This is a genomic window from Flavobacterium sp. NPDC079362 (assembly GCF_050267765.1).
In the GTDB taxonomy this organism is placed as follows: Bacteria; Bacteroidota; Bacteroidia; order Flavobacteriales; family Flavobacteriaceae; genus Flavobacterium; species Flavobacterium azizsancarii.
Map to the genome: position 1 here is coordinate 49,992 of NZ_JBNNFM010000005.1, position 21,637 is coordinate 71,628.

Here is a 21,637-nt window from a genome sequence, read left to right on the forward strand (position 1 = left end):
TTTTTTGATAATATGAAAGTCATTTTAAGTTAAAGAGCAGGGCTTTACTTTGTAAAAAAAATAAAACCAATTTTTAGCTAATGAAAAGAATTATTTTACCCCTAATTATTTTGGGTTCGTTGATTACATCTTGTAATAACGATTCTAAAGACGAAACGGAAGCAACTAGTGTTGTATTGAAGGACCAATCTGTAACGCCAAGTTTATTGAAGGCAAAACCAGGTTTTGAGAACCTGAAGATTTATTCTCTTTTTAGTTCAGATGATGTTTTTCCGGATAGTCCAAAATTTGTTTTTGGAGGTTCTGCAGATGGTTCAGGTTTATTGAAAAACACTGATGGAACATTTACTTTTTTAGTAAACAACGAAGACAACTTTGCAGTTTCCAGAATTACACTTGACAAAACATTCAAACCTACCAAAGGGGAGTATTTGTTGAACTCGAGCGGAGGAACCTGGAGATTGTGTGGTGCAACGATGGCAACAAAAGAAGAGCATGGTTTTGGTCCTGTTTATTTGACTTGTGGAGAATCCGGAGAAGAATCCCGTACACATGCTTTAGATCCTTACGGAAGTGCGGGTTCAGCATCTGTGTCTAAAGAATTGGCAGGATTTGGCCGTTTAAGTGCTGAGAATGCTTTGCCATTACGTGCTACAGCTTATAAGGGAAAAACTGTAGTGGTAATTGGTGATGATGATTCCGGAACTTACGGAGGTCAGGTTTTTATGTATGTGTCGAATGCTGTTGGTGATTTGACCAATGGTTCTTTATACATGCTAAAAAGAAATGATAACAATCAAAGAGAAAAAGACATGGAAGTGAGTAAAACATATCCAGTTTCTTTCGTAAAAATTGATAATCATACTACTTTAACCGGTGCTCAGATCAATACAGCTGTAAATGTTTTGAAAGCAGTTAAATTTGGTCGTGTAGAAGATTTAGATTATCGCAAAGGTGGCGCTGCTGCAGATCGTGAATTATATTTTAATGTAACAGGACAAAATACAACCGGAACAAATGCAGATGGTTCAAGAACGAAATACGGCAGAGTTTACAAATTAAATCTTGATGCTGCTGACCCATTAAAAGGAACTCTTGAGGTAATTCTTGATGGAGATAACCGCTCTGGAATTGCAGGTAAATTTCAAAACCCGGATAATATTTGTGTGACTAAAAATTATGTATACGTTCAGGAAGATGCAAACGGATATGGCGATGAAACTCATGATGCTTATATTTATCAGTACAATATTGCTACAAAAGATCTAAAAGTTGTAGTAGAACTAGACCACCGTCGCACTCAGGCCGATGCTGCAAAATATAACGTAGGCGGAATTTCGAAATTTGGAGATTGGGAATATGGTGCTTTAATCGATGTCTCTGATCAGGTTGGTATTCCGGATACTTTCATGTTAAGTGTTCAGCCACATACCTGGACGGGTACAAAATATTTAAGTCCTGACGGAGGAACTAATCGTCCGAAAGAAGATCAGGCAAGTCAAATTTTAGTACTTAAAGGTTTAGCAAGATAAATTTTAAGTCATTATAAAACAGTCATCCACTATTTCTATTTGAGATAGTGGTTTCTGTTTTTATCAATATTCCTCTTTTAATCGTTATTACATGAAAAAAATATACTGTTTGTTGTTATTGGTACTATTTATTGGTTGCCATAAAAAAAGCAAACATCAGGAAGTCAATGAATTATTTCAGTCTGATATTACTTTATTGATAGAAAAAGTAGCCAAACTTAAATATTCCGTACAATCAGATTCTACTGAAACACAAATTCAGAGACAATTTCTCGAAGCACATCAAAGTTATAAAAAGGTCGAAATGATCAGTGAATATTATTCACCGGCGGTTTCTAAATCTATCAACGGCCCGGCAATCCCTGAGTTCGAAGAAAATGATAAAGTGACTGTTCCGCCTGAAGGTTTTCAGGTTATTGAAGAACTGGTTTTTCCAAAATACAATAAAGAGAGTAAGCAAGAACTGTTACAGGAATTGGGTGTTTTATCGGCTAATTTAATTCGGTTAGAAAAAGTTTCAAATTCTAATGAATTGACAGATGCCCATGTTTTTGATGCAATGCGACTAGAAGTATACCGAATTATCTCATTAGGAATTACCGGTTTTGATTCGCCTGTGGTACTAAATTCACTTCCCGAAGCGTTGGTATCTCTGGAAGCAATCGAAAAATATTATCAGCTTTATCTGGAAAATAAATCAATTTCGAATAGTAAACAAGTACTCGGGATTCTTGAAAAAGGGAAAAAGTATTTAAAAGAAAATACCAATTTTAATGCTTTCGATCGCGCATATTTTATCAAAGAAATTTTAAATCCGTTAAGTAAAGGTCTTTATAAAACTCAATCCGAATTAGGAATTCCGTTAATGAAAGAGCAAAGAGGTCTGAAAGTAACTGCACAAATATTGTTTGATAAAGATGCTTTTGATCCGGAAGCATTCTCTGGTTTTGCGGATTATCAGACTACGCCCGAAAAAATTGCTTTAGGAAAAAAGTTATTCAATGATCCAATTTTGTCCGGCAACAACACGCGTTCCTGCGCTTCGTGCCATCATGCCGAAAAAGCTTTTACAGACGGATTGGAAAGAGCAGTTGCATTAGACGGAAAATCGATGATTCAGCGCAATACGCCAACATTAACCAATATTGCATTTCAGCGTGTATTTTTTGCAGATTCAAGAGTAAGTTATCTGGAAGATCAGGCTGTAGCTGTTATCAAAAACGAAAACGAAATGCACGGTTCCCTGGAGAAATCGGCTTTGGCAATTCAAAAAAAGCAAGATTATGTAAATGACTTCAAAAAAGCTTTTCCAAAAGGCGGCATCAACGAATTTGCGATCAAAAATGTTTTGGCATCCTATATTCGTTCGTTGAGTCATTATGATTCAAAATTTGATGCTTATATGCAAAACGGGGCAACTTTTACAGAAAATGAAAAAGCAGGTTTTAATTTATTTGCCGGAAAAGCCAAATGTGCGACTTGTCATTTTATTCCGCTTACCAACGGAACTGTTCCTCCAAATTTTGACCGGTCTGAAAGTGAAATTTTGGGTACTCCTAATAAAGCTAAAAAACTCGATGGAGATTTGGGGAAGTTTGTCATCACACAAGCAGCAATTCATAAATATTCATTTAAAACGCCAACGATTAGAAACATAGAACTTACAGCTCCGTACATGCACAATGGTGTTTATACAACTCTGGAAGAAGTGATTGACTTTTATGATCAGGGAGGTGGACGAGGTTTAGGATTTGACGTGCCGAACCAAACTTTACCAGAAGACAAATTGAATTTATCAGATCAGGAGAAGAAGCAACTTATTGCTTTTATGAAAACGTTGACGGATAGTAGATATTTAGAGAATAGAGTAAAGAGAATAGAGGATAGAAGCAAGAGTAAAGAAGTAAGAGTAAAGAAGTAAGAGTAAAGAAGCAAGACTAAAGAGTAAGGAGAATAGAAGCAAGAGGATAAAAGTAAGACTGTTTGCCCCGAGTTTTACGAATTAGCACTAATTTTTAAGATGGTAAATCTTCATGTTTTGTTTTTTGAACTTTGCATTCTTTTATCAGCAAATAACTTTACGAGATTTGTGTACATCTTTGTGCTCTTTGCGGTAAAATTTTTCAGCTACCGATCATACAAAGGTATATAAACAACTAAACCCGAGAGACTATGCGATCTCTCGGGTTTATACCAAAAACAAAAAAATAAAATAAACCTAAATTTTATAATTTAAAACCATAGGCTAAACGTAAAGCCACCTGATTGGTATTAAATTTATTATAGTCCTCGTAACGGACACTAATGTCAATATATTTGTTGGCGTACCCAATTCCTGGTGCCCATAAAAAAGTAGTTTGGTTATAATCGTTTGTCACGGCAAAACCAGCACCCACTTCTCCTAAAACATAAAATTGATCTTCCCAGATAAAGGCTTTAAAACCTGCTTTTGCCGGAATAAATCCAAGATCTTTTGCTTCAACTCCATCTTTATCTTTCATAAATAAATTGGTGAAACCTGTAGTCAATGTCAACGATGTACTTTTAGATAAATCATATTGTAAACGAACATCTCCACCAAGCGACCATCTGTAATCATTGTCAGTTGGTATTCCGCCATTCACACCAAAGCCTAATCTAAAACCCTGATCATAATTTTTAATAGCAGTGTCCTGAGCGAAAGTAGTATTGGCAGATAATAAAGCGAAAGCAAACAGGCATATAATTTGTAATTTTCTCATGACAATTTTTTTATGATTTTTAATACTGTAAAAATACTTTCAAGGCCTGAGGGCTTTGTTATATAATTTTTTGAAATTGTTATATAATCTCAGGGTGAATGTAAACAGACTTAATGTTTGCTTATGTTTTTAATAATATCAAAGAATCCAAAGCTTCTGATTATCTTTGCCGACTAAAAAGAATAGAAGTGAATTTAAAACAGTATACCAAAGAGTTTTCATATAATTTAAGATTAGCATATCCTATTATATTAGGAATGGTGGGGCACACCTTAATAGGTATTGTAGATAATATAATGGTAGGGAAATTAGGAAGTACAGAACTTGCAGCCGTTTCATTAGGGAACAGTATGATTTTTATCGCAATGTCGTTAGGAATTGGTTTTTCTACTGCCATTACGCCAATTGTTGCCGAAGGTGATGCTGAAAAAAATGACAGCAAAATTCGTTCTGCCTTTCACCATGGATTATTCTTGTGCACTGTTTTAGGCTTGTTTCTTTTTGGGGTAATTGTTTTGGCAAAGCCAATAATGGAATTGCTGCAACAGCCTGCTGATGTTATTGCGCTTGCAAAACCTTATCTTGACTGGGTTGCTTTCTCGTTGATTCCTCTTATTATGTATCAGGGGTACAAACAATTTGCTGACGGATTATCGTTGACAAAATACTCGATGTATGCTATGATTATGGCCAATGTCCTGCATGTTGGGATCAATTATATGTTGATTTACGGAATTTGGATTTTTCCAAAAATGGGAATTATCGGGGCGGCTCTTGGAACTGTAATCTCAAGAATATTTCTTGTCATGTTTATGCATATTATGTTATCGAGAAGAAATGATTTGAAACGTTTTTTTGCAAATTTCAGTTTTGACGAGATTAAAAAAGAAATGTTGAAAAAAATAATAAGCATAGGATTTCCTTCAGCAATGCAAATGCTTTTTGAAGTGGTGTTGTTTACAGCATCAATCTGGTTGTGTGGTAATATTGGTAAAACCAGTCAGGCAGCCAATCAAATTGCGTTAAGTCTTGCTTCATTGACATTTATGTTTGCAATGGGATTAAGTGTTACTTCGATGATACGGGTTAGTAACCAACGAGGTTTACAGGATTTCAAGAAATTAATCGTTGTTGCTCGTTCTATTTTCTTACTCGCCATTATTATAGAAACTATTTTTGCAATTCTGTTTGTGGCTTTTCATAATTTCCTGCCTCATATCTTTTTGAATATGGAAAATACCGGACAAGTTCTGGATAATGCCGAAGTAATAAGTATTGCGTCAAAACTACTTTTAATAGCAGCAGTTTTTCAAATCTCTGACGGAATTCAGGTAGTTGTTTTAGGAGCTTTACGCGGATTGCAAGATGTAAAAGTGCCTATGTACATTACATTTGTGGCATATTGGATTATTGGTTTCCCAATTTCGTATTACCTGGCTGAATATACTGATCTAAAAGCACAAGGAGTTTGGATTGGACTTTTGGCTGGATTAACGGCGGCGGCGATATTTCTTTATATTCGATTTCATTACCTAACAAAAAAATTAATCCAAAATTCACTTTCAAATAGTTAAATTTGAAACTTCTAAATAAAAGTATGCCACAGATTTTACAGATTAAAATGATTCTTTAAAAAATCTGCGAGAATCTGTGCAATCTGTGGGAAAAAATAATAAAAACAAAAAATAAATAAAAATGGAATTACCTAAATTTTTACTCGGAGATAATACTGATTTTGTAGATGATATTTTCATCATTCACCTTGATTATCCAAGATTTATAATCAACTTAAAAGATGATGAGGTTGAGTTTATGGAAGAAGCGGAAGATCTTGACGAAGCAGAATTAAATGCTGAAATGGAAGGCTTAATTGTTCAGGCAAATGAGTTTTATGACAGAGAAATAAAACGTTACGAAGAGTAGAAATTCACAGTAAACAGAAATTAATTAAATCATCAAATGAAAAAATTAAGTTTTTTAAAACCTATTTTTAATTTCATAGCAATAGGATTGCTAATTACTACTTTAAGTCGAATCTTTTTGTTTTTTCTTTTTAAAGAGAGAGTAGTAGAAACACCAAATTTCTGGTATATTTTTCCAATCGGACTTCGAATGGATTTGATTTTATTGTGTTATTTGTCATTTCTACCAGCAGTTTTAATTACTTTCCTGCCTAATAAATGGTTGAAGTTTACCAATAATTTCTTGGTGATTTATAGCTTTTTATTCCTGTTTCTGATTCTTTTTGTAGAATTGGCAACACCGGATTTCGTTAAACAATATGATACACGACCGAATAAGATTTTCTTAGACTATCTGATTTATCCTAAAGAAGTAGTGGGAATGCTTCTAAAAAGTTATTTGACTTCGATCATTGTAACTTTTTTAATTTTAGGAGTTGTCTTGTATTTTGCTTTCAAAAAAGGGAAAAAATATTTTCATACGACTAGTGCCGAATATAAATTCAAGTTGATATTATTTCCATTAGTAGCTTTTTTATTGTTTTTTGGAGCACGTTCAAGCCTTACTTCAAAACGTCCGATTAATGCCAGTAATGCTGTTTTTTCGACAGATCAATTGACAAATACTCTTGGATTAAACTCTTTTTACACCGTAGCTTTTGCAGCATATTCGATTAAAAACGAAGGAAACACTAAGATGTATGGTAAAATGGATGAAGCTGAAGCAATCGCTCGTGTAAAAAAATACATGATTGCCGGACCAAATGATTTTACTGATGCTGAAATTCCGTTTCTACATGTGCAGCAACCGGATACAATCCTGAAGAAACCTTATAATTTAGTAATTTTTCTACAAGAAAGTTTAGGAGCAGAGTATGTTGGAATTTTAGGAGGAAAACCATTAACACCAGAATTTGACAAATTATCAAAAGAGGGTTTATTGTTTACCAATTTATATTGTACAGGAACAAGAAGCGTTCGCGGAATTGAAGCTGTTGTAACTGGATTTTTGCCTTCACCGTCAGAGAGTGTAGTGAAATTAGGAAATTCGCAACAAGGATTTTTTACTTTGGCTGCAGCCTTAAAACAAAAAGGATATGACACCAGTTTTATTTATGGCGGAATGGCGAATTTTGATAATATGGCTTCGTTTTTTAACGGAAATGGTTTTGAAGATATTGTAGATCAGGAAGATTTTGAATCAGATGGAAATAAATATGCTTTCAAAGGAACCTGGGGATACTCTGATGAAGATTTGGTAACCAAAGCGAACAATTATTTTAAAGCAAAAGGAGATAAATCATTTTTCTCTTTGATGTTCTCAACTTCAAATCACGAACCATTTGAATATCCGGCAGGAAGAATAAAACCTTATGATGCGAAACCGGCAACGGTAAACAATGCCATGAAATATGCTGATTTTTCTATTGGAAAATTCTTCGAAATGGCAAAGAAAGAACCTTATTTCAAAAATACAGTTTTCATCGTAATTGCGGATCACAACACCAGAACTTACGGAAAAAATTTAGTGCCAATAAATAAATTTCATATTCCTGCTTTGATTATAGGACCTGGAGTTCAAAAAGGAGCTTCTTATGATAAATTGGCAAGTCAGATTGATATTCCACCAACATTATTGAGCTATTTAGGGCTTCCGTTTGAAACACCAATGGTAGGTAGAAATCTAAACAAATTAGATCCAAAAATACAAGGAAGAGCAATTATGCAATTTAATGATATCAATGCGTTCAGAGTCGAAAATCAAGTTGTGATTATGCAGCCTAATTTGAAACCTTTGCAATTCGAAATCAAAAATGATACAACTTTAATTCCGGTTAAATTAAATGAAGAATTAGCAAAAGATGCTTTGGCACATGTAATTACAGCAGGGAATTTGTATAAAGAGAATAAGTATAAGCTTAGAAAAGCTTCTAAGTAGCTAAGTAACCAAGGCTCTGAGTTTCTTACTTAGAACCTTTATTAAAATACAATTTTAATAATATTTGAGCAGCTGCAAAAGGTGACATTTCATCATTTTGCACTGCTTTTTTGTTTTGTTCCAGTTGCGAAATAATTTCGGGTTGATTATAAAAGTTCAGTTTAAGCTGTTCGTTAATCGTTTCCATCATCCAGAAATGATTCTGTTCTTTTCGCTTTTCCGGGAAGAAACCAGATTCATTTGTTTGTTCGAAATAACTGGAAATTGTATCCCAAATTTCTGCGATTCCGTCTTTAGTGATGGCGCTGCAAGTGGTGACTTTTGGCTGCCAGTTTGATTTTTTAGGAGGAAATAAATGCAAAGCCCTGTTGAACTCTAATTTAGCCTGATTGGCTTTTTTGATATTATCTCCGTCTGCTTTATTGATGACAATGGCATCCGCCATTTCCATAATACCGCGTTTGATGCCTTGAAGTTCATCGCCGGCGCCGGAAATTTTTAATAATAAGAAAAAGTCAACCATACTATGAACCGCAGTTTCGCTTTGTCCAACGCCAACAGTTTCTATAATAATGGTGTCAAAACCAGCAGCTTCGCATAAAATAATAGATTCACGTGTTTTTCGGGCAACACCACCCAAAGTATCTCCCGAAGCACTAGGTCTTATAAAAGCATTTTCATCCTTTACCAACTCTTCCATACGGGTTTTATCGCCCAGAATACTACCATGCGAAAGTGAGCTGCTTGGATCAACTGCCAGAACAGCTACTTTTTTACCTAATTGCGTCAGAAAACTTCCAAAAGCTTCAATAAAAGTACTTTTTCCAACTCCGGGAACTCCCGTAATACCTATTCGGATAGATTTATTTGCGTGAGGTAAACAACCATTGATCACTTCATTCGCTTTTGCAGCATGTTCAGGATTGGTACTTTCGACCAAAGTTATAGCCCGACTCAGGGATGTGATATTTCCTTTTAAAATACCATCAATCAATTCAGTAGAAGAAGGTTGCTGTCTTCTGCTTTTTTTAATTTGATCGATAGCGGCAACATTCGTGATTTCAGGAGCTGAAATTCCGGCTTTTTCTTGTAAGCTGCCTGATTGTTTTTTTTGACTTGACAAAACGATATTTTTATGTAACGTAAAAGTACAGAAAACAAAAACAGTTTCAAAAAGTTAGTGGGCCACGAATTTCACGAATATTCACGAATTTGTTATCCGTATTGAATTGGATTTTAAAAAAATAATTCATAAATATTCGTGTAATTTGTAGCTATAAAAAATTAATATCCCGCAGTAAAACGAACCTGGTGGTGTTTTGGGTTTTCGGCTTCATCAGCAATAACAACTGCCAAATCCTCTACAGAAATGATACTTCTTTGTTCCTCATTAAAAACAGGATTGTCTAATCCTAAACGGTATTTTCCGGTTCTTCCCGTTGTAATTCCAGCGTGCATTTCGAAAGCCGGACTGAAAAATGCCCAATCCAATTCTTTTTCTTCCTTAATAATGTTTAGATAATCTCTCGCAGCAGATGCCGCATCATGATATTCTTTTGGGAAATCAGGAGTGTCAACTGCTTGTAAGCCTGGCGCTACAAACAAACTTCCCCCACCACCAATAGTGATAAAACGTTTTACACCAGATTTTTTTGCAGCTTCCTGAATTGCTTTAGATCCGTTGATGAAATCATTTGCGTAATTTGGATTTGTCCAACCTGGATTGTAAGCGTTAATAATAACATCATTTCCTTTAAGAGTTTCCGCCAGCGCCTCTACATTAAAAATATCCGTAGCTACCCATTTTACTTTTGGTGTTTCTTTTGGAGTCCTTGCAATAGCAGTAATGTCGTGATTTCTGTTTGCTAATTCGTTTAGAATTGCTGAGCCAACAAATCCTGTTGCTCCAATGATTGCGATTTTCATAGTATATATAATTTAATTTTGTAATAAAAAAAGTTACAGTTTTGTTTAAAAAAAGCCGCTTAGAATTGATTAGAAAAATCTTCCAAAGAAATTCCTTCTAATTGTAAACTAACTTTTTGATTCATATCAGCATACAAGGAACTTAAGTTTTCATTTATTTTTTTTCCAACAGGGCAAGCCGGATTCGGTTGATTTTTAGCGTAACCCAAATTAATGTTTTCAAAAGTCATTTCAAATATCTCTTTTAATGTAATTTTCGAAGGATCAACACATAGTTTTGTACCACCATTTTTACCTTCTTTACTTTCGACAATGTGATGCGCCTTCAGGTTTGCAATTTCTTTTCTCACCAAAACAGGGTTTAGATTTATACTTCCCGCAATATGCTCAGATGATAGATAATCATTTGGGTATTTAGTGAGTAAAGTAAGAATGTGAATCGTTATGGCAAATTTTCCTGAAATCATACTGTAATAAAATATGTTACAAATGTAGTAGGTTTTATGTAATAAAAAAATTTTTAACTTAAAATTAATTTTTACAGGCAATTGATAAATCCTTATTTTTGATGCTTTTAGGACTATGAACAATTTTATTCTTATATTTTTCTTTCTTGCTTTAGGTTTGGTTTTGCAGCATATTAAGCAATTTCCAACCCGTATTTATAAGGTGTTGAATAAGATTGTAATTTACATCTGTTTGCCTGCGATAACCTTATACCATATTCCGAAGATAAAATGGAGTAACGATTTGCTTTTTCCGATAGCTTCAGGATGGATTAGTTTTATACTGGCTTTTGTGTTTTTTCATTTTCTTGGCAAAAGACTTGGCTGGTCTAATAAACTAATTGGTTGTTTGATTCTGACAGCAGGATTAAGCAATTCGTCTTTTCTTGGATATCCGATCATTGAGGCTTTGTTTGGAAAAAAAGGTTTAGAGACAGCGATTCTCGTTGATCAGCCCGGAACGTTTGTTGTGGTTTCTACATTGGGTGTTTTTGTAGCTGCTTTTTATTCAAAGGGAAGTCCCGATACTTTTAGTATTTTCAAAAAAATAATTTTCTTTCCGCCGTTCATTACTTTTGTGGTATCCTGCCTGATGAATGTTTTTCAATATGATCTGGATTCAAATCTTCAGTATGGTTTATTGAAAATGGGAAGTTTAGTAACTCCTTTAGCATTGTTTTCTGTAGGATTGCAACTTACCTTTGATCGAAAAAGCCAGCATTGGCGCTTTCTGGGATTAGGACTATTCTTTAGGCTTATTGTAACTCCGTTTGTTATTTTGGTACTATATGTTTTTATTTTAAAGCAACATTCTGAAGCAATTAAAATAACAATTATAGAAATGGCTATGGCTCCCATGATCACAGGTGCAATTTTAGCATCGACTTATGGTTTAAAACCAAAGTTAAGCAGTATGATGATTGGTTTCGGAATTCCTATTTCGTTTATAACGATCGCTATTTGGTATTTTATCGTTAGTTTTGCCGTTTAATTTTGCTCATTACAAATATGAATTCATCTACACAAAAGACCACGATTGATAGTGGTGTTTTAGTTCAAAAAACAGTTTATTCCGTTTTATTCTCGATTGCATTTGCGCATCTTTTAAATGATTTAATGCAGGCAGTAATTCCGGCAGCCTATCCAATTTTAAAAGAAAACTTTAACCTGACTTTTACCCAAATCGGATTAATTACATTTGTTTTTCAGCTTACAGCTTCATTACTACAGCCTTTTATAGGTTTTTATACAGATAAAAAACCAAAGCCATATTCACTTGTTATCTCAATGCTTTTTACCATTGTTGGATTGGGATTATTATCGATTGCCAGTTCTTTTTGGATGATCTTAGTTTCTGTAGCTTTTGTAGGTATAGGATCTTCTATATTTCATCCGGAAGCTTCTCGCGTTGCTTTTTTAGGTTCAGGAGGAAAAAGAGGTTTGGCACAATCAATTTTTCAATTAGGCGGAAATGCAGGAAGTGCTATAGGACCATTATTGGTTGCATTAATAGTGGCGCCACACGGACAATCGTATGTGATTTGGTTTGTTATTGCAGGCTTTTTGGGAATTCTAATTTTATCCAGAATTGCAGTTTGGTATCAGGATCATATGGCTTTAAGAGCTTCTAAAAAAGTAAGTTTAGAAGAAGAAATCGTTCCTCTGTCCAATAGAAAAATTACCATTTCTATAATCGTTTTATTATTTCTGATATTCTCAAAATTCTTTTATATGGCCAGTATGTCAAGTTATTTTACTTTTTATTTAATGAGTAAATTTTCTATGTCAGTGCAGGACTCTCAACTGTATTTATTCATTTTTCTGGCTTCGGTAGCAGCAGGAACTTTAATAGGTGGTCCGTTAGGAGATCATTTTGGTAGAAAATATATTATTTGGTTTTCTATTCTGGGAGCCGCTCCGTTTACGTTACTTTTACCATATGCTAATTTATTCTGGACTGGCATATTAGCTGTTGTTATTGGAATTATTATTGCCTCGGCATTTTCAGCAATTTTAGTTTTTGCTCAGGAATTAAAACCGGGAAAAGTGGGAATGATTTCAGGTTTGTTCTTTGGATTTGCTTTCGGAATGGGAGGTTTGGGATCTGCTATTTTAGGATATGTTGCAGATAAAACCAGTATTGAATATGTGTTTGGGATAAGTTCCTATTTGCCATTAATTGGTATTTTATGTTACTTTTTACCGAACATTCAGAAGAAGAAAAATTAATTATATTTTTAATCTCAAACAAAGACTAACTGCAGTAAATGTCATCGTAATGATTAGTTTCAAAACTGAAATTTCGTTGGTAATATCTGTAGTTTCATGTTTTCAAATGCGCTTTATTTACCTAAAACAGTAACTCGATAGAAAAAATAGAATTTTAACTTATTTTTAAAAATTTGATGTTTTCCTTGTCCTTTTTTTGACTAATTTTAGATGAACTAAAAAAATATAATTATGTCAACATTAAGATTAGGAGATATTGCTCCGGATTTTCATGCAGAAACAACCGAAGGTCCTATAAATTTTCATGAGTGGTTAGGAGATTCCTGGGGTGTTTTATTTTCGCATCCTGCAGATTTTACTCCTGTTTGTACAACTGAATTAGGAACAGTTGCGAATTATGTTCCGGAATTCAAAAAAAGAAATACAAAGGTTATAGCTTTAAGCGTCGATGGTTTAGAGTCGCACAAAGAATGGATTAAAGACATCAACGAAACACAAAATACAGTAGTTAATTTTCCGATAATTGCTGACGAAGATAAAAAGATAGCCACTTTATATGATATGCTGCATCCTAATGCAAGTGAGAAATTTACGGTACGTTCTGTTTTTGTAATTGGTCCTGATAAAAAGATCAAATTAACATTGACTTATCCGGCTTCAACAGGAAGAAATTTTGACGAATTACTTCGTGTTATTGATAGCTTGCAGTTAACGGCGAATTACAGTGTAGCAACTCCTGCAAATTGGAAAGACGGAGAAGATGTAGTAATTACACCTGCTGTTCCTGATAGTGATATTGCTGCAAAATTCCCAAAAGGACATACACCTATAAAACCTTATTTGCGAATGACACCGCAACCTAATAAATAAGTTTCTAAGTTGCTGAGGCGCTAAGTTTCGAGGGTTTAAAAAGTTTTTATAAAAATGAGTACCTTAGAAACTTAGCGCCTTAGTAACTTTATAGATAAATGTTATAAGGCTACATGTACGCTATCTTTCATTAAATCATTCATTCGTTTTTTATCTCCAACAACCCAGATTATATCATTTTTTTCCAGGATTATATGAGATTCCGGATTTAAAATTCGATTACCGTTTCTTTCAATTCCAACAACAAGTCCACCGGTTTTTTCTCTAAATTGACCAATACTTTTTTGAATAAAATCTTCATTAGAAATCTCTAATTGACGTAATACAATTTCTGTTTCTTCGTGGTTTTTGGTAGCTTCTACCTCATTCTGCAAATAATTGGTAAACTGTGCGATTTGCTCATCGGTACCAATAACACAAATTTCATCACCCGGAAACAAACGTTCATTTTTAGTCGGAATTGGGATTGTGATTTCACCACGCCTGATAAAAGCAATGTTAATTCCCATATTTTCTCGGATGCGTAATTCCTGTAACGTTTTACCGGCCAGATTAGATTCTTTTCCAATATCAAAAATAGACATGTGACCATCCCAAGGCATTAAATTGGCATATCTTCTGTCGATTTTTTTATTTTCACGATCGTTAAGGTTCTTTAAAAAGTGATTCTCAATTTTATGATATTGTTCATTCAATTTTTTAGGAAACAATTGATAAGCCCCAATAGCAATTATTAAGGCAACAAAAGCGACTAAAGGTGAGAAGAAAATATTAAGCAAGAAACCAACAAAAAATAAACCAAGGCTCATTCTTATTAAAATAAGCATCAAAAGAGCGCCACGGTATTTTCGTTCTTCCCATAAAGTTTCCACTTCATTTACTTTTACACGTCGTAACGAAAGTGCCCATAAAAACGGTGCAATTACAACTAAGGTTATCAATGCGGCCAAAGTATTTCCAAATCGTGTGTCAGCTACTAACGGAGCGACAAATTTAGCCGACAATAAAATAATAGCGGTAATAATTATAGTATGCAATATGATTTGTGTAATAGAAGCGCGAAGTACGATCTGCCAGGTACTTACAGATTTAATCGCTTGTGCATTGACACTATATCTGTTAATATTTTTAATCCATTTTTTAGGTAGTTTTCTTTCCAGATATCCGGAAAAAGGATCTGAATATTTAATTAAAAAAGGGGTTGTAAATGTTGTAATGGCAGATACCGCAACGATTATTGGATATAAAAAATCGCTGGTAACTTTAAGTGTCATACCTAATGTTGCAATAATAAAGGAGAACTCACCAATTTGAGCCAAACTCATTCCGGTTTGCACGGATTGTTTAAGAGGTTGTCCAGATAATAAAGCGCCTATTGATGAACTGATGGCTTTTCCGAAAATAGTAATAAGCGTAATAAGTGCCACTGGCAGCGCATAAGTTATCAGTGTTTCCGGATTGATTAACATTCCGACTGATACAAAGAAAACAGCACCAAACAGATCTTTTACAGGCTGAATCAAGTGTTCTATTTTTTCTGCCTGGGTTGTTTCTGCAATAATAGATCCCATGATAAAAGCACCAAGAGCAGGAGAGAAGCCTACATTAGCGGCAAACATAACCATCATTAAACAAAGGGCCAATGATATAATCAGCAGCATTTCATCTGTCAAAAGATGTTTTGCTTTTTTCAGGATTGTAGGTATAATAAAAATTCCGCCTAAGAACCAGATAATTAAAAAGAAAACTAATTTTAAAACGGATTGTAATAGCTCAGTTCCTGAAACCTGATCGCTTACTGCAATTGTTGATAGTAAAACTAACATTAAGATCGCAACAATATCTTCGACGATTAAAGCGCCAAATACAATACCCACAAACTTTTTTCCTTTTACTCCCAATTCGTCAAATGCACGAATGATAATGGTTGTAGAAGAAATCGAGAGTGTTGCCCCAAGAAAAATACTATCCATTTTTCCCCAGCCCATCCATTGCCCAACGCAATAGCCAATAAGGGTCATGGACAAAATTTGTGTTATGGCAGTAATAGAGGATGTACCTCCAACTTTCATCAGTTTCTTAAAACTAAATTCGAGCCCCAGACTAAATAATAAAAAGATAACCCCAATTTCAGCCCAGACTTCAACACTTTTCATGTCAGTTATCGAGGGGAAAAAATCGAAATGATTTCCGGCTAGAAATCCGGCAATCAAATAGCCTAGAACCAAAGGCTGTTTCATTTTTTTAAATATCAAAACAGCAATTCCGGCGGTCATCAGGATTAATCCCAAGTCGCTAATAAGTGGTTGTAAATGGTGTGTAGTTTCTGCAGCGGCGCTTAAGGCGATCATAAAGTGGTATTTTATATTAAGGAGCTAATCCAGCTTTCCATTTCAAACTTTTACTCAAAACGCTTATTTTTTAAGCAGTTCTAGGAGCTTCCGTTGGTCGCTCTGTACCTGCAAAAAAACAGGGCTTTTTTCGCAAAAGGCTTTTCATTGCAATCTGGGCTAAATTCCCGGTATTAAATAAAAAAAAGCTATCTCGATAAAGATAGCTTTTTTTGAGAAAATATTTTTAGTTTTCTTTAAATTCCTACATAATTGCTAGGTGTAATTGCCATCAATTCAGCTCTAACTGAGTCAGAAACCTCTAAAGTTGCAATAAAATTATGAATTGCTTTTTTATCAATAGCTTCGTTAGTTCTTGTTAAACCTTTTAAAGCTTCATAAGGATTTGGATAGGCTTCACGACGTAAAATTGTCTGAATTGCTTCGGCTACAACAGCCCAGTTTTTCTCTAAATCTTCGGCAAACTTAGCTTCGTTCAAGAGCAATTTGTTTAAACCTTTTAGCGAAGCTTCAAAAGCAATAATGGTATGACCAATTGGTACACCAATATTACGTAAAACAGTACTATCTGTTAAATCACGCTGTAATCTTGAAACAGGCAATTTTGCTGCTAAATGTTCAAAAATAGCATTTGCAATTCCTAAGTTTCCTTCTGAGTTTTCAAAATCAATAGGATTCACTTTATGAGGCATTGCCGAAGATCCAATTTCTCCCGCTTTGATTCTTTGTTTAAAATAGTCCATTGAAACATACGTCCAGATATCTCTATCTAAATCGATAACGATAGTGTTGATTCTTTTTAAAGCATCAAAAAATGCAGCAAAATGATCATAATGTTCAATTTGTGTTGTTGGGAAAGAATGGTGTAAACCAAGATCTGTTTCAACAAATTTATTACCAAATTTTTTCCAGTCAATTTGTGGATAAGCTACGTGATGTGCATTGTAGTTTCCTGTTGCTCCGCCAAATTTAGCCGCAAACGGAATATTGAACAATAAACGCATCTGCTCTTCAAGACGTTCTACAAAAACCAAAATTTCTTTGCCTAAACGAGTAGGAGAAGCCGGTTGTCCGTGCGTACGTGCTAGCATTGGAATATCTTTCCATTCTACACTTAATTCTTTTAATTTAGAAATTAAAGAAATTAATGAAGGCAAATAAACTTGCTCAAAAGCATCTTTTGTCGAAAGAGGAATCGCAGTATTGTTAATGTCCTGAGAAGTTAATCCGAAGTGAATGAACTCTTTGTGTTGAGATAAGCCTAGTTTTTCAAAAGCATCTTTGATAAAGTATTCAACCGCTTTTACGTCGTGGTTGGTTACCTTCTCCGTTTCTTTTATCCAAAGAGCATCTTCAGTAGAGAAATTTTTATAGATGTCACGTAAACTGTCAAATAAATTTGGGTTTACGTCTGCTAGTTGTGGCAAAGGTACTTCGCACAAGGCAATAAAGTATTCAATTTCAACTAATACACGGTATTTGATTAGAGCTTCTTCAGAGAAAAATGGTGCTAATGAAAGGGTCTTACTTCTATATCGTCCGTCAATTGGTGATATAGCATTCAATTCGTTTAAAGTAGTCATTGTTATGTTGTTTTTCGAAAGGCACAAATATAAGCTATTGTTAAAACTTCTGAAAATTACCGAAGCGTTATTATGGCAGAACTTGTAAATTAAATAATCGTTTTGAAGATTTTATCCCATATGGTAAAATAAAAACCATAATTGTGAGATTCGTTTTTATGATGATTAGAGTGAAATTTTGTTGTTGATATCCATTTGGTAAAATGATTATTGTACCAAATATCAGGAAAAACGTCTTTTTTTAAATGTCCAAAGATCCCGTACAACAGATTTAAAATGAGATAAATTGTGATGCTTAGGTAGTTGAAGTCGAATATTGTAATCGAAAATAACCAGATAATCCCAAATCCTAAAGTTTCTATAGGATGAAGAACGTACAAACTATAGACACTTGTTTCGACATGAGTATGATGCAGTTTATGAATGGGATAAAACCATTTTAGATAATGGGCCAAAAAATGGAAAACAAACATAAAAAAATCCATTACTACAATGAGCAATAAAGTATCTGTAATTATTGATAAAAGAGAGGGTGAAAAATCTATTTTGAGAATTTCATAGCGATATAATTCAAATCCCAATAACGTTATCAGCGCATTGCAAATTAAAGTTGAGAGTACCCATTTACGATCTGTTTTGTTCAATTTTGTATTATCATATTCAATTGCTTTTGCTAAAACAATGGAAAGCAGTATCAAAACTAAATTTTCAATCAAAAAGAAAATAAATAAACTAAGTAAATTATACTGGGATAATTCCTGTAACCAGCTTTGGAATATCATATTGTTTTTTCGATTTCTAATAGTTTTTCTCTTAAAATAGCAACGCCTTCAGATGCAGGTTTTGCAATAACTTCGACTTTATTCTGAATGTTTGGGATTGCAATAGGTTTGGGGTCAATATAGAAAACGGGTGTAATGCTATAAGTGTACGAAATTAAACCCGCTGCCGGATATACTTGCAAAGAAGTACCAATTACGGCAAAATAATCAGCGGTTTCGGTAATTTCGATTGCTTCTTCAAGCGCAGGAACATCTTCACCAAACCAAACAATATGAGGTCGCAACTGATGGTCGTTTTCATCAAGATCACCAGTGTATAAATCATCGTTCCAATCAAGGATTAAATCCCGATTTTGCGTACTTCTTACTTTTAGTAATTCTCCGTGCAAATGCAAAACTTTTGTACTTCCGGCACGTTCGTGCAAATCATCAACATTTTGGGTTATAATATGAACATCAAAATCGCGCTCTAATTCGGCTAAAATTTGATGTCCTAAATTAGGTTTTACTTCTTTGAGCTGTTGTCTCCTTTTGTTGTAAAAGTCCAAAACCAATTCTTGGTTTTTATGCCAACCCTCAGGAGTTGCCACTTCCATTACATCATGACCTTCCCATAAACCATCACTGTCGCGAAATGTTTTTATGCCACTCTCGGCACTTATACCGGCTCCGGTTAAAACAACCAATTTCTTTTTCATTTTATTCCATTAAAAAGATAAAAATAGGGAATAAAAGAATGAAACACTATACTTTGTTCTGTTAGGCACTAATTATCGTAAAAATAAAAAATGGAATGGGTTTAGCGTGCCGTACGTACCCAATAGTTATCGTTTTGTTGTGTATCCGCGGCACGCCTGCGAATATCAAAAATCTAGTGATTATAAATATTATGTATCTAAAGGCACATTTTAACTTTTGATTTTTTGCAGATAATAAAAGCGTAATTATACTTGTTGTAAGAGTCTTACAAAATGTTTATTTTTATTATCGAGTAAAGCAAAATAAAACTTTCAATGATTCTAATACAGTTTACGGGATTATCAGGTGCTGGTAAAACAACATTAGCTCAAAATGTTCGGCATTTATTATTAGATAAAAGTTATAAAGTCGAAATCGTTGATGGAGATGTTTATCGTAAAACGATTTGCAGGGACTTAGGATTTTCCAGAGAAGACAGATGCGAAAATATCAGACGTTTGTTTAATGTAGCGCAAAACTTTGTTAGAGAAGATACCATCGTTTTAATGTCGGTGATTAATCCTTATGAAAGTCTGCGCAATGAGTTAAGAACCTATGAGTTTGTGAGAACCGTATATTTAGATTGTTCCATAAGTAACCTGATTAAACGAGATCCAAAAGGATTGTATAAGCAAGCTTTGTTGCCAGATAATGACCCTAATAAAATTAGCCATTTTACAGGAATAAGCGATGTTTTTGAGATTCCATCAAATGCAGATTTAGTTTTAAAAACAGATGTCGAAACGGAAATTTTTTCTACTAATAGACTTTATAGTTTTATCATTAGTAATTTATCTTAGTTTTAAATAATTAAATCCTTTAGTATATGAATGCCTCTTCAAGTCAACTTCCCATTTCTTTTTCAATAGATAAATTGCAAGAAGATCTTGTGATCTGCGAAAATGATTTATGGACACCGCATTTTAATACTAATCGATACGAGGGAAAATGGACAAGTGTTTCTCTTAGATCACAATCCGGTTTAATAAATGATATTACGTCTTTCCCAAACAAAGCATATTATAATACCAATTTGCTGGATCGCTGCCATTATTTTAAAGAAATTATGGATTGGTTTCAATGCGAAAAGGAAGCTGTCAGATTACTTCGATTAGATCCTCAAAGCGAAATTAAAGAGCATATGGATAATGATACATCCTATGAAGACGGTTTTTTTAGAATTCATATACCTATTATAACCAACGATAATGTATTTTTTTATGTAGATAAAAAGCGTGTTCCAATGAAAATGGGCGAGTGCTGGTATGCCAATTTTCAGCTTCTGCATAGTGTAGAAAACAGGAGTTCAGAACCGCGCATTCATTTTACACTAGACTGTATAAGAAACGATTGGTCAGATCAATTATTTACGGAAATGGGTTTTGATATAAATGCGTCTTCGGGTAAAAATGAATATTCATATGTAGTAAAGCAACAAATAATTGCAGAACTTTCCAGAAATCCATCAGAAGCCGGGGCTAAAATTATTGCAGATCTACAATCAAAATAAAATCATCAAATGGAAAATATAAATCATCCGCTTTTAAACTGGATCCCGATTAAGTTAATCGAAAAAGATAACGAGATTTATTTTGAATGGCTGTATCTGGCAGACCTAAAATATGACGATCCGTTTTTTGATGAAACGATTGCAAAGTGCAAGAGCCATACTTACAATTCAAAACCATTTAAAGCAGTTAGCATTTTAGAAAACCTTAGAGATTGGTCTAATGAATTAATTTCGGTCGAATTAAAATCGTTGGTTTTTCACGTTTCCCGATGTGGTTCTACGATGTTGAGTCAATCTTTGGCAACTTCTTCTGAAAATATTATGATTTCAGAAGCGCCAATTATTGATCAAATTTTAAGAAGTGATCATTTTAGTTGGGATGAAAAAACACTGCTAATAAAGTCAGTAATAAAATTATTGGGTCAAAAAAGATTTCCGGAACAGCAACATTTAATTATAAAACTCGATGCCTGGCATATTTTTAATGTCGATTATCTAAGATCAATTTTCCCTGAAACACCTTTTGCTTTACTTTACAGAAATCCAATAGAGGTTTTAAAATCACATCAAAAAATGGCAGGAATGCACATGATTCCCAATTTATTGCCTTCGGATGTTTTTGGAATAACAGCTGTAGAAATTAATGAAATTAGTTTTCAGCAATACAGAGTGCTGGTTTTAGAGAAATATTTTCAAGGTTTTCTGGACTTTTACGACATAGATCAAAATGTTGTAAGACTTAATTATAACGAAGGAATGAAAAATGTTATCGAAAAATTCATATCCTATATTAAGGTTGATTATGGTGCAACTGAACTTGATAAAATGTATGAACGTCTAAAGAAACATTCGAAAAATGACAATGCCATTTTTACAGGCGATTCATATAAAGATGAAGATTTACAAATTGATTTTAAAAAGCTTATTGCTTTGTATAAAAAATGGGATAATGAATTTATTACTTCGTAA

General features: G+C 33.9%; 19 protein-coding genes. 11 read left to right on the top strand and 8 right to left on the bottom strand.

The window, feature by feature from the left end:
• Positions 1 to 80: 80 nt before the first annotated feature.
• The gene (locus ACQKCJ_RS06750; RefSeq protein WP_427401668.1) at positions 81 to 1,532 is read left to right on the top strand and encodes a hypothetical protein; all 1,452 of its coding nucleotides are present in this window, start codon (positions 81 to 83) and stop codon (positions 1,530 to 1,532) included.
• Between the two features lie 91 nt (positions 1,533 to 1,623).
• Positions 1,624 to 3,453: a cytochrome-c peroxidase gene (locus ACQKCJ_RS06755; protein ID WP_427401669.1), complete on the top strand. Its 1,830-nt coding sequence runs from the start codon at positions 1,624 to 1,626 to the stop codon at positions 3,451 to 3,453.
• A 304-nt stretch (positions 3,454 to 3,757) separates the two neighbouring features.
• Here the strand turns inward: ACQKCJ_RS06755 and ACQKCJ_RS06760 are convergent, their stop codons facing one another.
• Positions 3,758 to 4,273, bottom strand: coding sequence for a hypothetical protein (locus tag ACQKCJ_RS06760; RefSeq protein WP_271334444.1), 516 nt, complete (start codon positions 4,271 to 4,273; stop codon positions 3,758 to 3,760).
• A gap of 188 nt (positions 4,274 to 4,461) precedes the next feature.
• Here ACQKCJ_RS06760 and ACQKCJ_RS06765 point away from each other — a divergent pair, with 188 nt between their 5' ends.
• The 3 genes from ACQKCJ_RS06765 to ACQKCJ_RS06775 all read left to right on the top strand — a co-directional run bounded on the left by ACQKCJ_RS06765 (position 4,462) and on the right by ACQKCJ_RS06775 (position 8,173).
• A complete protein-coding gene (locus ACQKCJ_RS06765; RefSeq protein WP_427401670.1) occupies positions 4,462 to 5,847 on the top strand; it encodes an MATE family efflux transporter in 1,386 nt (461 codons plus the stop codon).
• Positions 5,848 to 5,968: 121 nt separating this feature from the next.
• Entirely contained in the window at positions 5,969 to 6,196 is a 228-nt protein-coding gene (locus ACQKCJ_RS06770) for a hypothetical protein (RefSeq protein ID WP_271334442.1), read from the top strand.
• 36 nt (positions 6,197 to 6,232) lie between these two features.
• Positions 6,233 to 8,173 carry an LTA synthase family protein gene (locus tag ACQKCJ_RS06775; RefSeq protein WP_271334441.1) on the top strand — a complete coding sequence of 647 codons (1,941 nt, stop codon included), beginning with the start codon at positions 6,233 to 6,235 and terminating at the stop codon, positions 8,171 to 8,173.
• 25 nt (positions 8,174 to 8,198) lie between these two features.
• Here the strand turns inward: ACQKCJ_RS06775 and meaB are convergent, their stop codons facing one another.
• The 3 genes from meaB to ACQKCJ_RS06790 all read right to left on the bottom strand — a co-directional run bounded on the left by meaB (position 8,199) and on the right by ACQKCJ_RS06790 (position 10,566).
• Positions 8,199 to 9,296, bottom strand: coding sequence for a methylmalonyl Co-A mutase-associated GTPase MeaB (meaB, locus tag ACQKCJ_RS06780; protein WP_427401671.1), 1,098 nt, complete (start codon positions 9,294 to 9,296; stop codon positions 8,199 to 8,201).
• Positions 9,297 to 9,457: 161 nt separating this feature from the next.
• Complete coding sequence (locus ACQKCJ_RS06785; RefSeq protein WP_427401672.1) at positions 9,458 to 10,099, bottom strand: NAD(P)-dependent oxidoreductase; 642 nt, start codon at positions 10,097 to 10,099, stop codon at positions 9,458 to 9,460.
• Between the two features lie 59 nt (positions 10,100 to 10,158).
• Positions 10,159 to 10,566 (bottom strand): RrF2 family transcriptional regulator, encoded by a 408-nt coding sequence (locus tag ACQKCJ_RS06790; RefSeq protein WP_271334438.1) that lies wholly within the window; start codon positions 10,564 to 10,566, stop codon positions 10,159 to 10,161.
• Positions 10,567 to 10,681: 115 nt separating this feature from the next.
• Here ACQKCJ_RS06790 and ACQKCJ_RS06795 point away from each other — a divergent pair, with 115 nt between their 5' ends.
• From ACQKCJ_RS06795 to ACQKCJ_RS06805, 3 genes are all read left to right on the top strand, one after another.
• Positions 10,682 to 11,596, top strand: a complete 915-nt coding sequence (locus ACQKCJ_RS06795) for an AEC family transporter (RefSeq protein ID WP_271334437.1) — start codon at positions 10,682 to 10,684, stop codon at positions 11,594 to 11,596.
• Between the two features lie 17 nt (positions 11,597 to 11,613).
• Positions 11,614 to 12,834 carry an MFS transporter gene (locus tag ACQKCJ_RS06800; protein ID WP_271334436.1) on the top strand — a complete coding sequence of 407 codons (1,221 nt, stop codon included), beginning with the start codon at positions 11,614 to 11,616 and terminating at the stop codon, positions 12,832 to 12,834.
• A gap of 231 nt (positions 12,835 to 13,065) precedes the next feature.
• Positions 13,066 to 13,704 (top strand): peroxiredoxin, encoded by a 639-nt coding sequence (locus ACQKCJ_RS06805; RefSeq protein ID WP_271334435.1) that lies wholly within the window; start codon positions 13,066 to 13,068, stop codon positions 13,702 to 13,704.
• 101 nt (positions 13,705 to 13,805) lie between these two features.
• Here the strand turns inward: ACQKCJ_RS06805 and ACQKCJ_RS06810 are convergent, their stop codons facing one another.
• The 4 genes from ACQKCJ_RS06810 to ACQKCJ_RS06825 all read right to left on the bottom strand — a co-directional run bounded on the left by ACQKCJ_RS06810 (position 13,806) and on the right by ACQKCJ_RS06825 (position 19,118).
• Entirely contained in the window at positions 13,806 to 16,055 is a 2,250-nt protein-coding gene (locus ACQKCJ_RS06810; RefSeq protein ID WP_271334434.1) for a cation:proton antiporter, read from the bottom strand.
• A 236-nt stretch (positions 16,056 to 16,291) separates the two neighbouring features.
• Positions 16,292 to 17,638, bottom strand: a complete 1,347-nt coding sequence (purB, locus tag ACQKCJ_RS06815; RefSeq protein ID WP_271334433.1) for an adenylosuccinate lyase — start codon at positions 17,636 to 17,638, stop codon at positions 16,292 to 16,294.
• 89 nt (positions 17,639 to 17,727) lie between these two features.
• Complete coding sequence (locus tag ACQKCJ_RS06820) at positions 17,728 to 18,420, bottom strand: sterol desaturase family protein (protein ID WP_271334432.1); 693 nt, start codon at positions 18,418 to 18,420, stop codon at positions 17,728 to 17,730.
• The gene (locus ACQKCJ_RS06825; protein WP_271334431.1) at positions 18,417 to 19,118 is read right to left on the bottom strand and encodes an SIR2 family NAD-dependent protein deacylase; all 702 of its coding nucleotides are present in this window, start codon (positions 19,116 to 19,118) and stop codon (positions 18,417 to 18,419) included. Before ACQKCJ_RS06825 ends, ACQKCJ_RS06820 begins: the two co-directional genes overlap by 4 nt.
• Positions 19,119 to 19,433: 315 nt before the next feature.
• Between ACQKCJ_RS06825 and cysC the strand changes: the two genes are divergently transcribed.
• From cysC to ACQKCJ_RS06840, 3 genes are read left to right on the top strand one after another with little or no spacing between them, the layout of a single operon-like run.
• On the top strand, positions 19,434 to 19,958 hold the full coding sequence (cysC, locus tag ACQKCJ_RS06830) for an adenylyl-sulfate kinase (RefSeq protein ID WP_271334430.1): 525 nt from the start codon (positions 19,434 to 19,436) through the stop codon (positions 19,956 to 19,958).
• Between the two features lie 26 nt (positions 19,959 to 19,984).
• Positions 19,985 to 20,668, top strand: a complete 684-nt coding sequence (locus tag ACQKCJ_RS06835) for an aspartyl/asparaginyl beta-hydroxylase domain-containing protein (protein WP_271334429.1) — start codon at positions 19,985 to 19,987, stop codon at positions 20,666 to 20,668.
• A 9-nt stretch (positions 20,669 to 20,677) separates the two neighbouring features.
• Complete coding sequence (locus ACQKCJ_RS06840) at positions 20,678 to 21,637, top strand: sulfotransferase family protein (RefSeq protein ID WP_271334428.1); 960 nt, start codon at positions 20,678 to 20,680, stop codon at positions 21,635 to 21,637.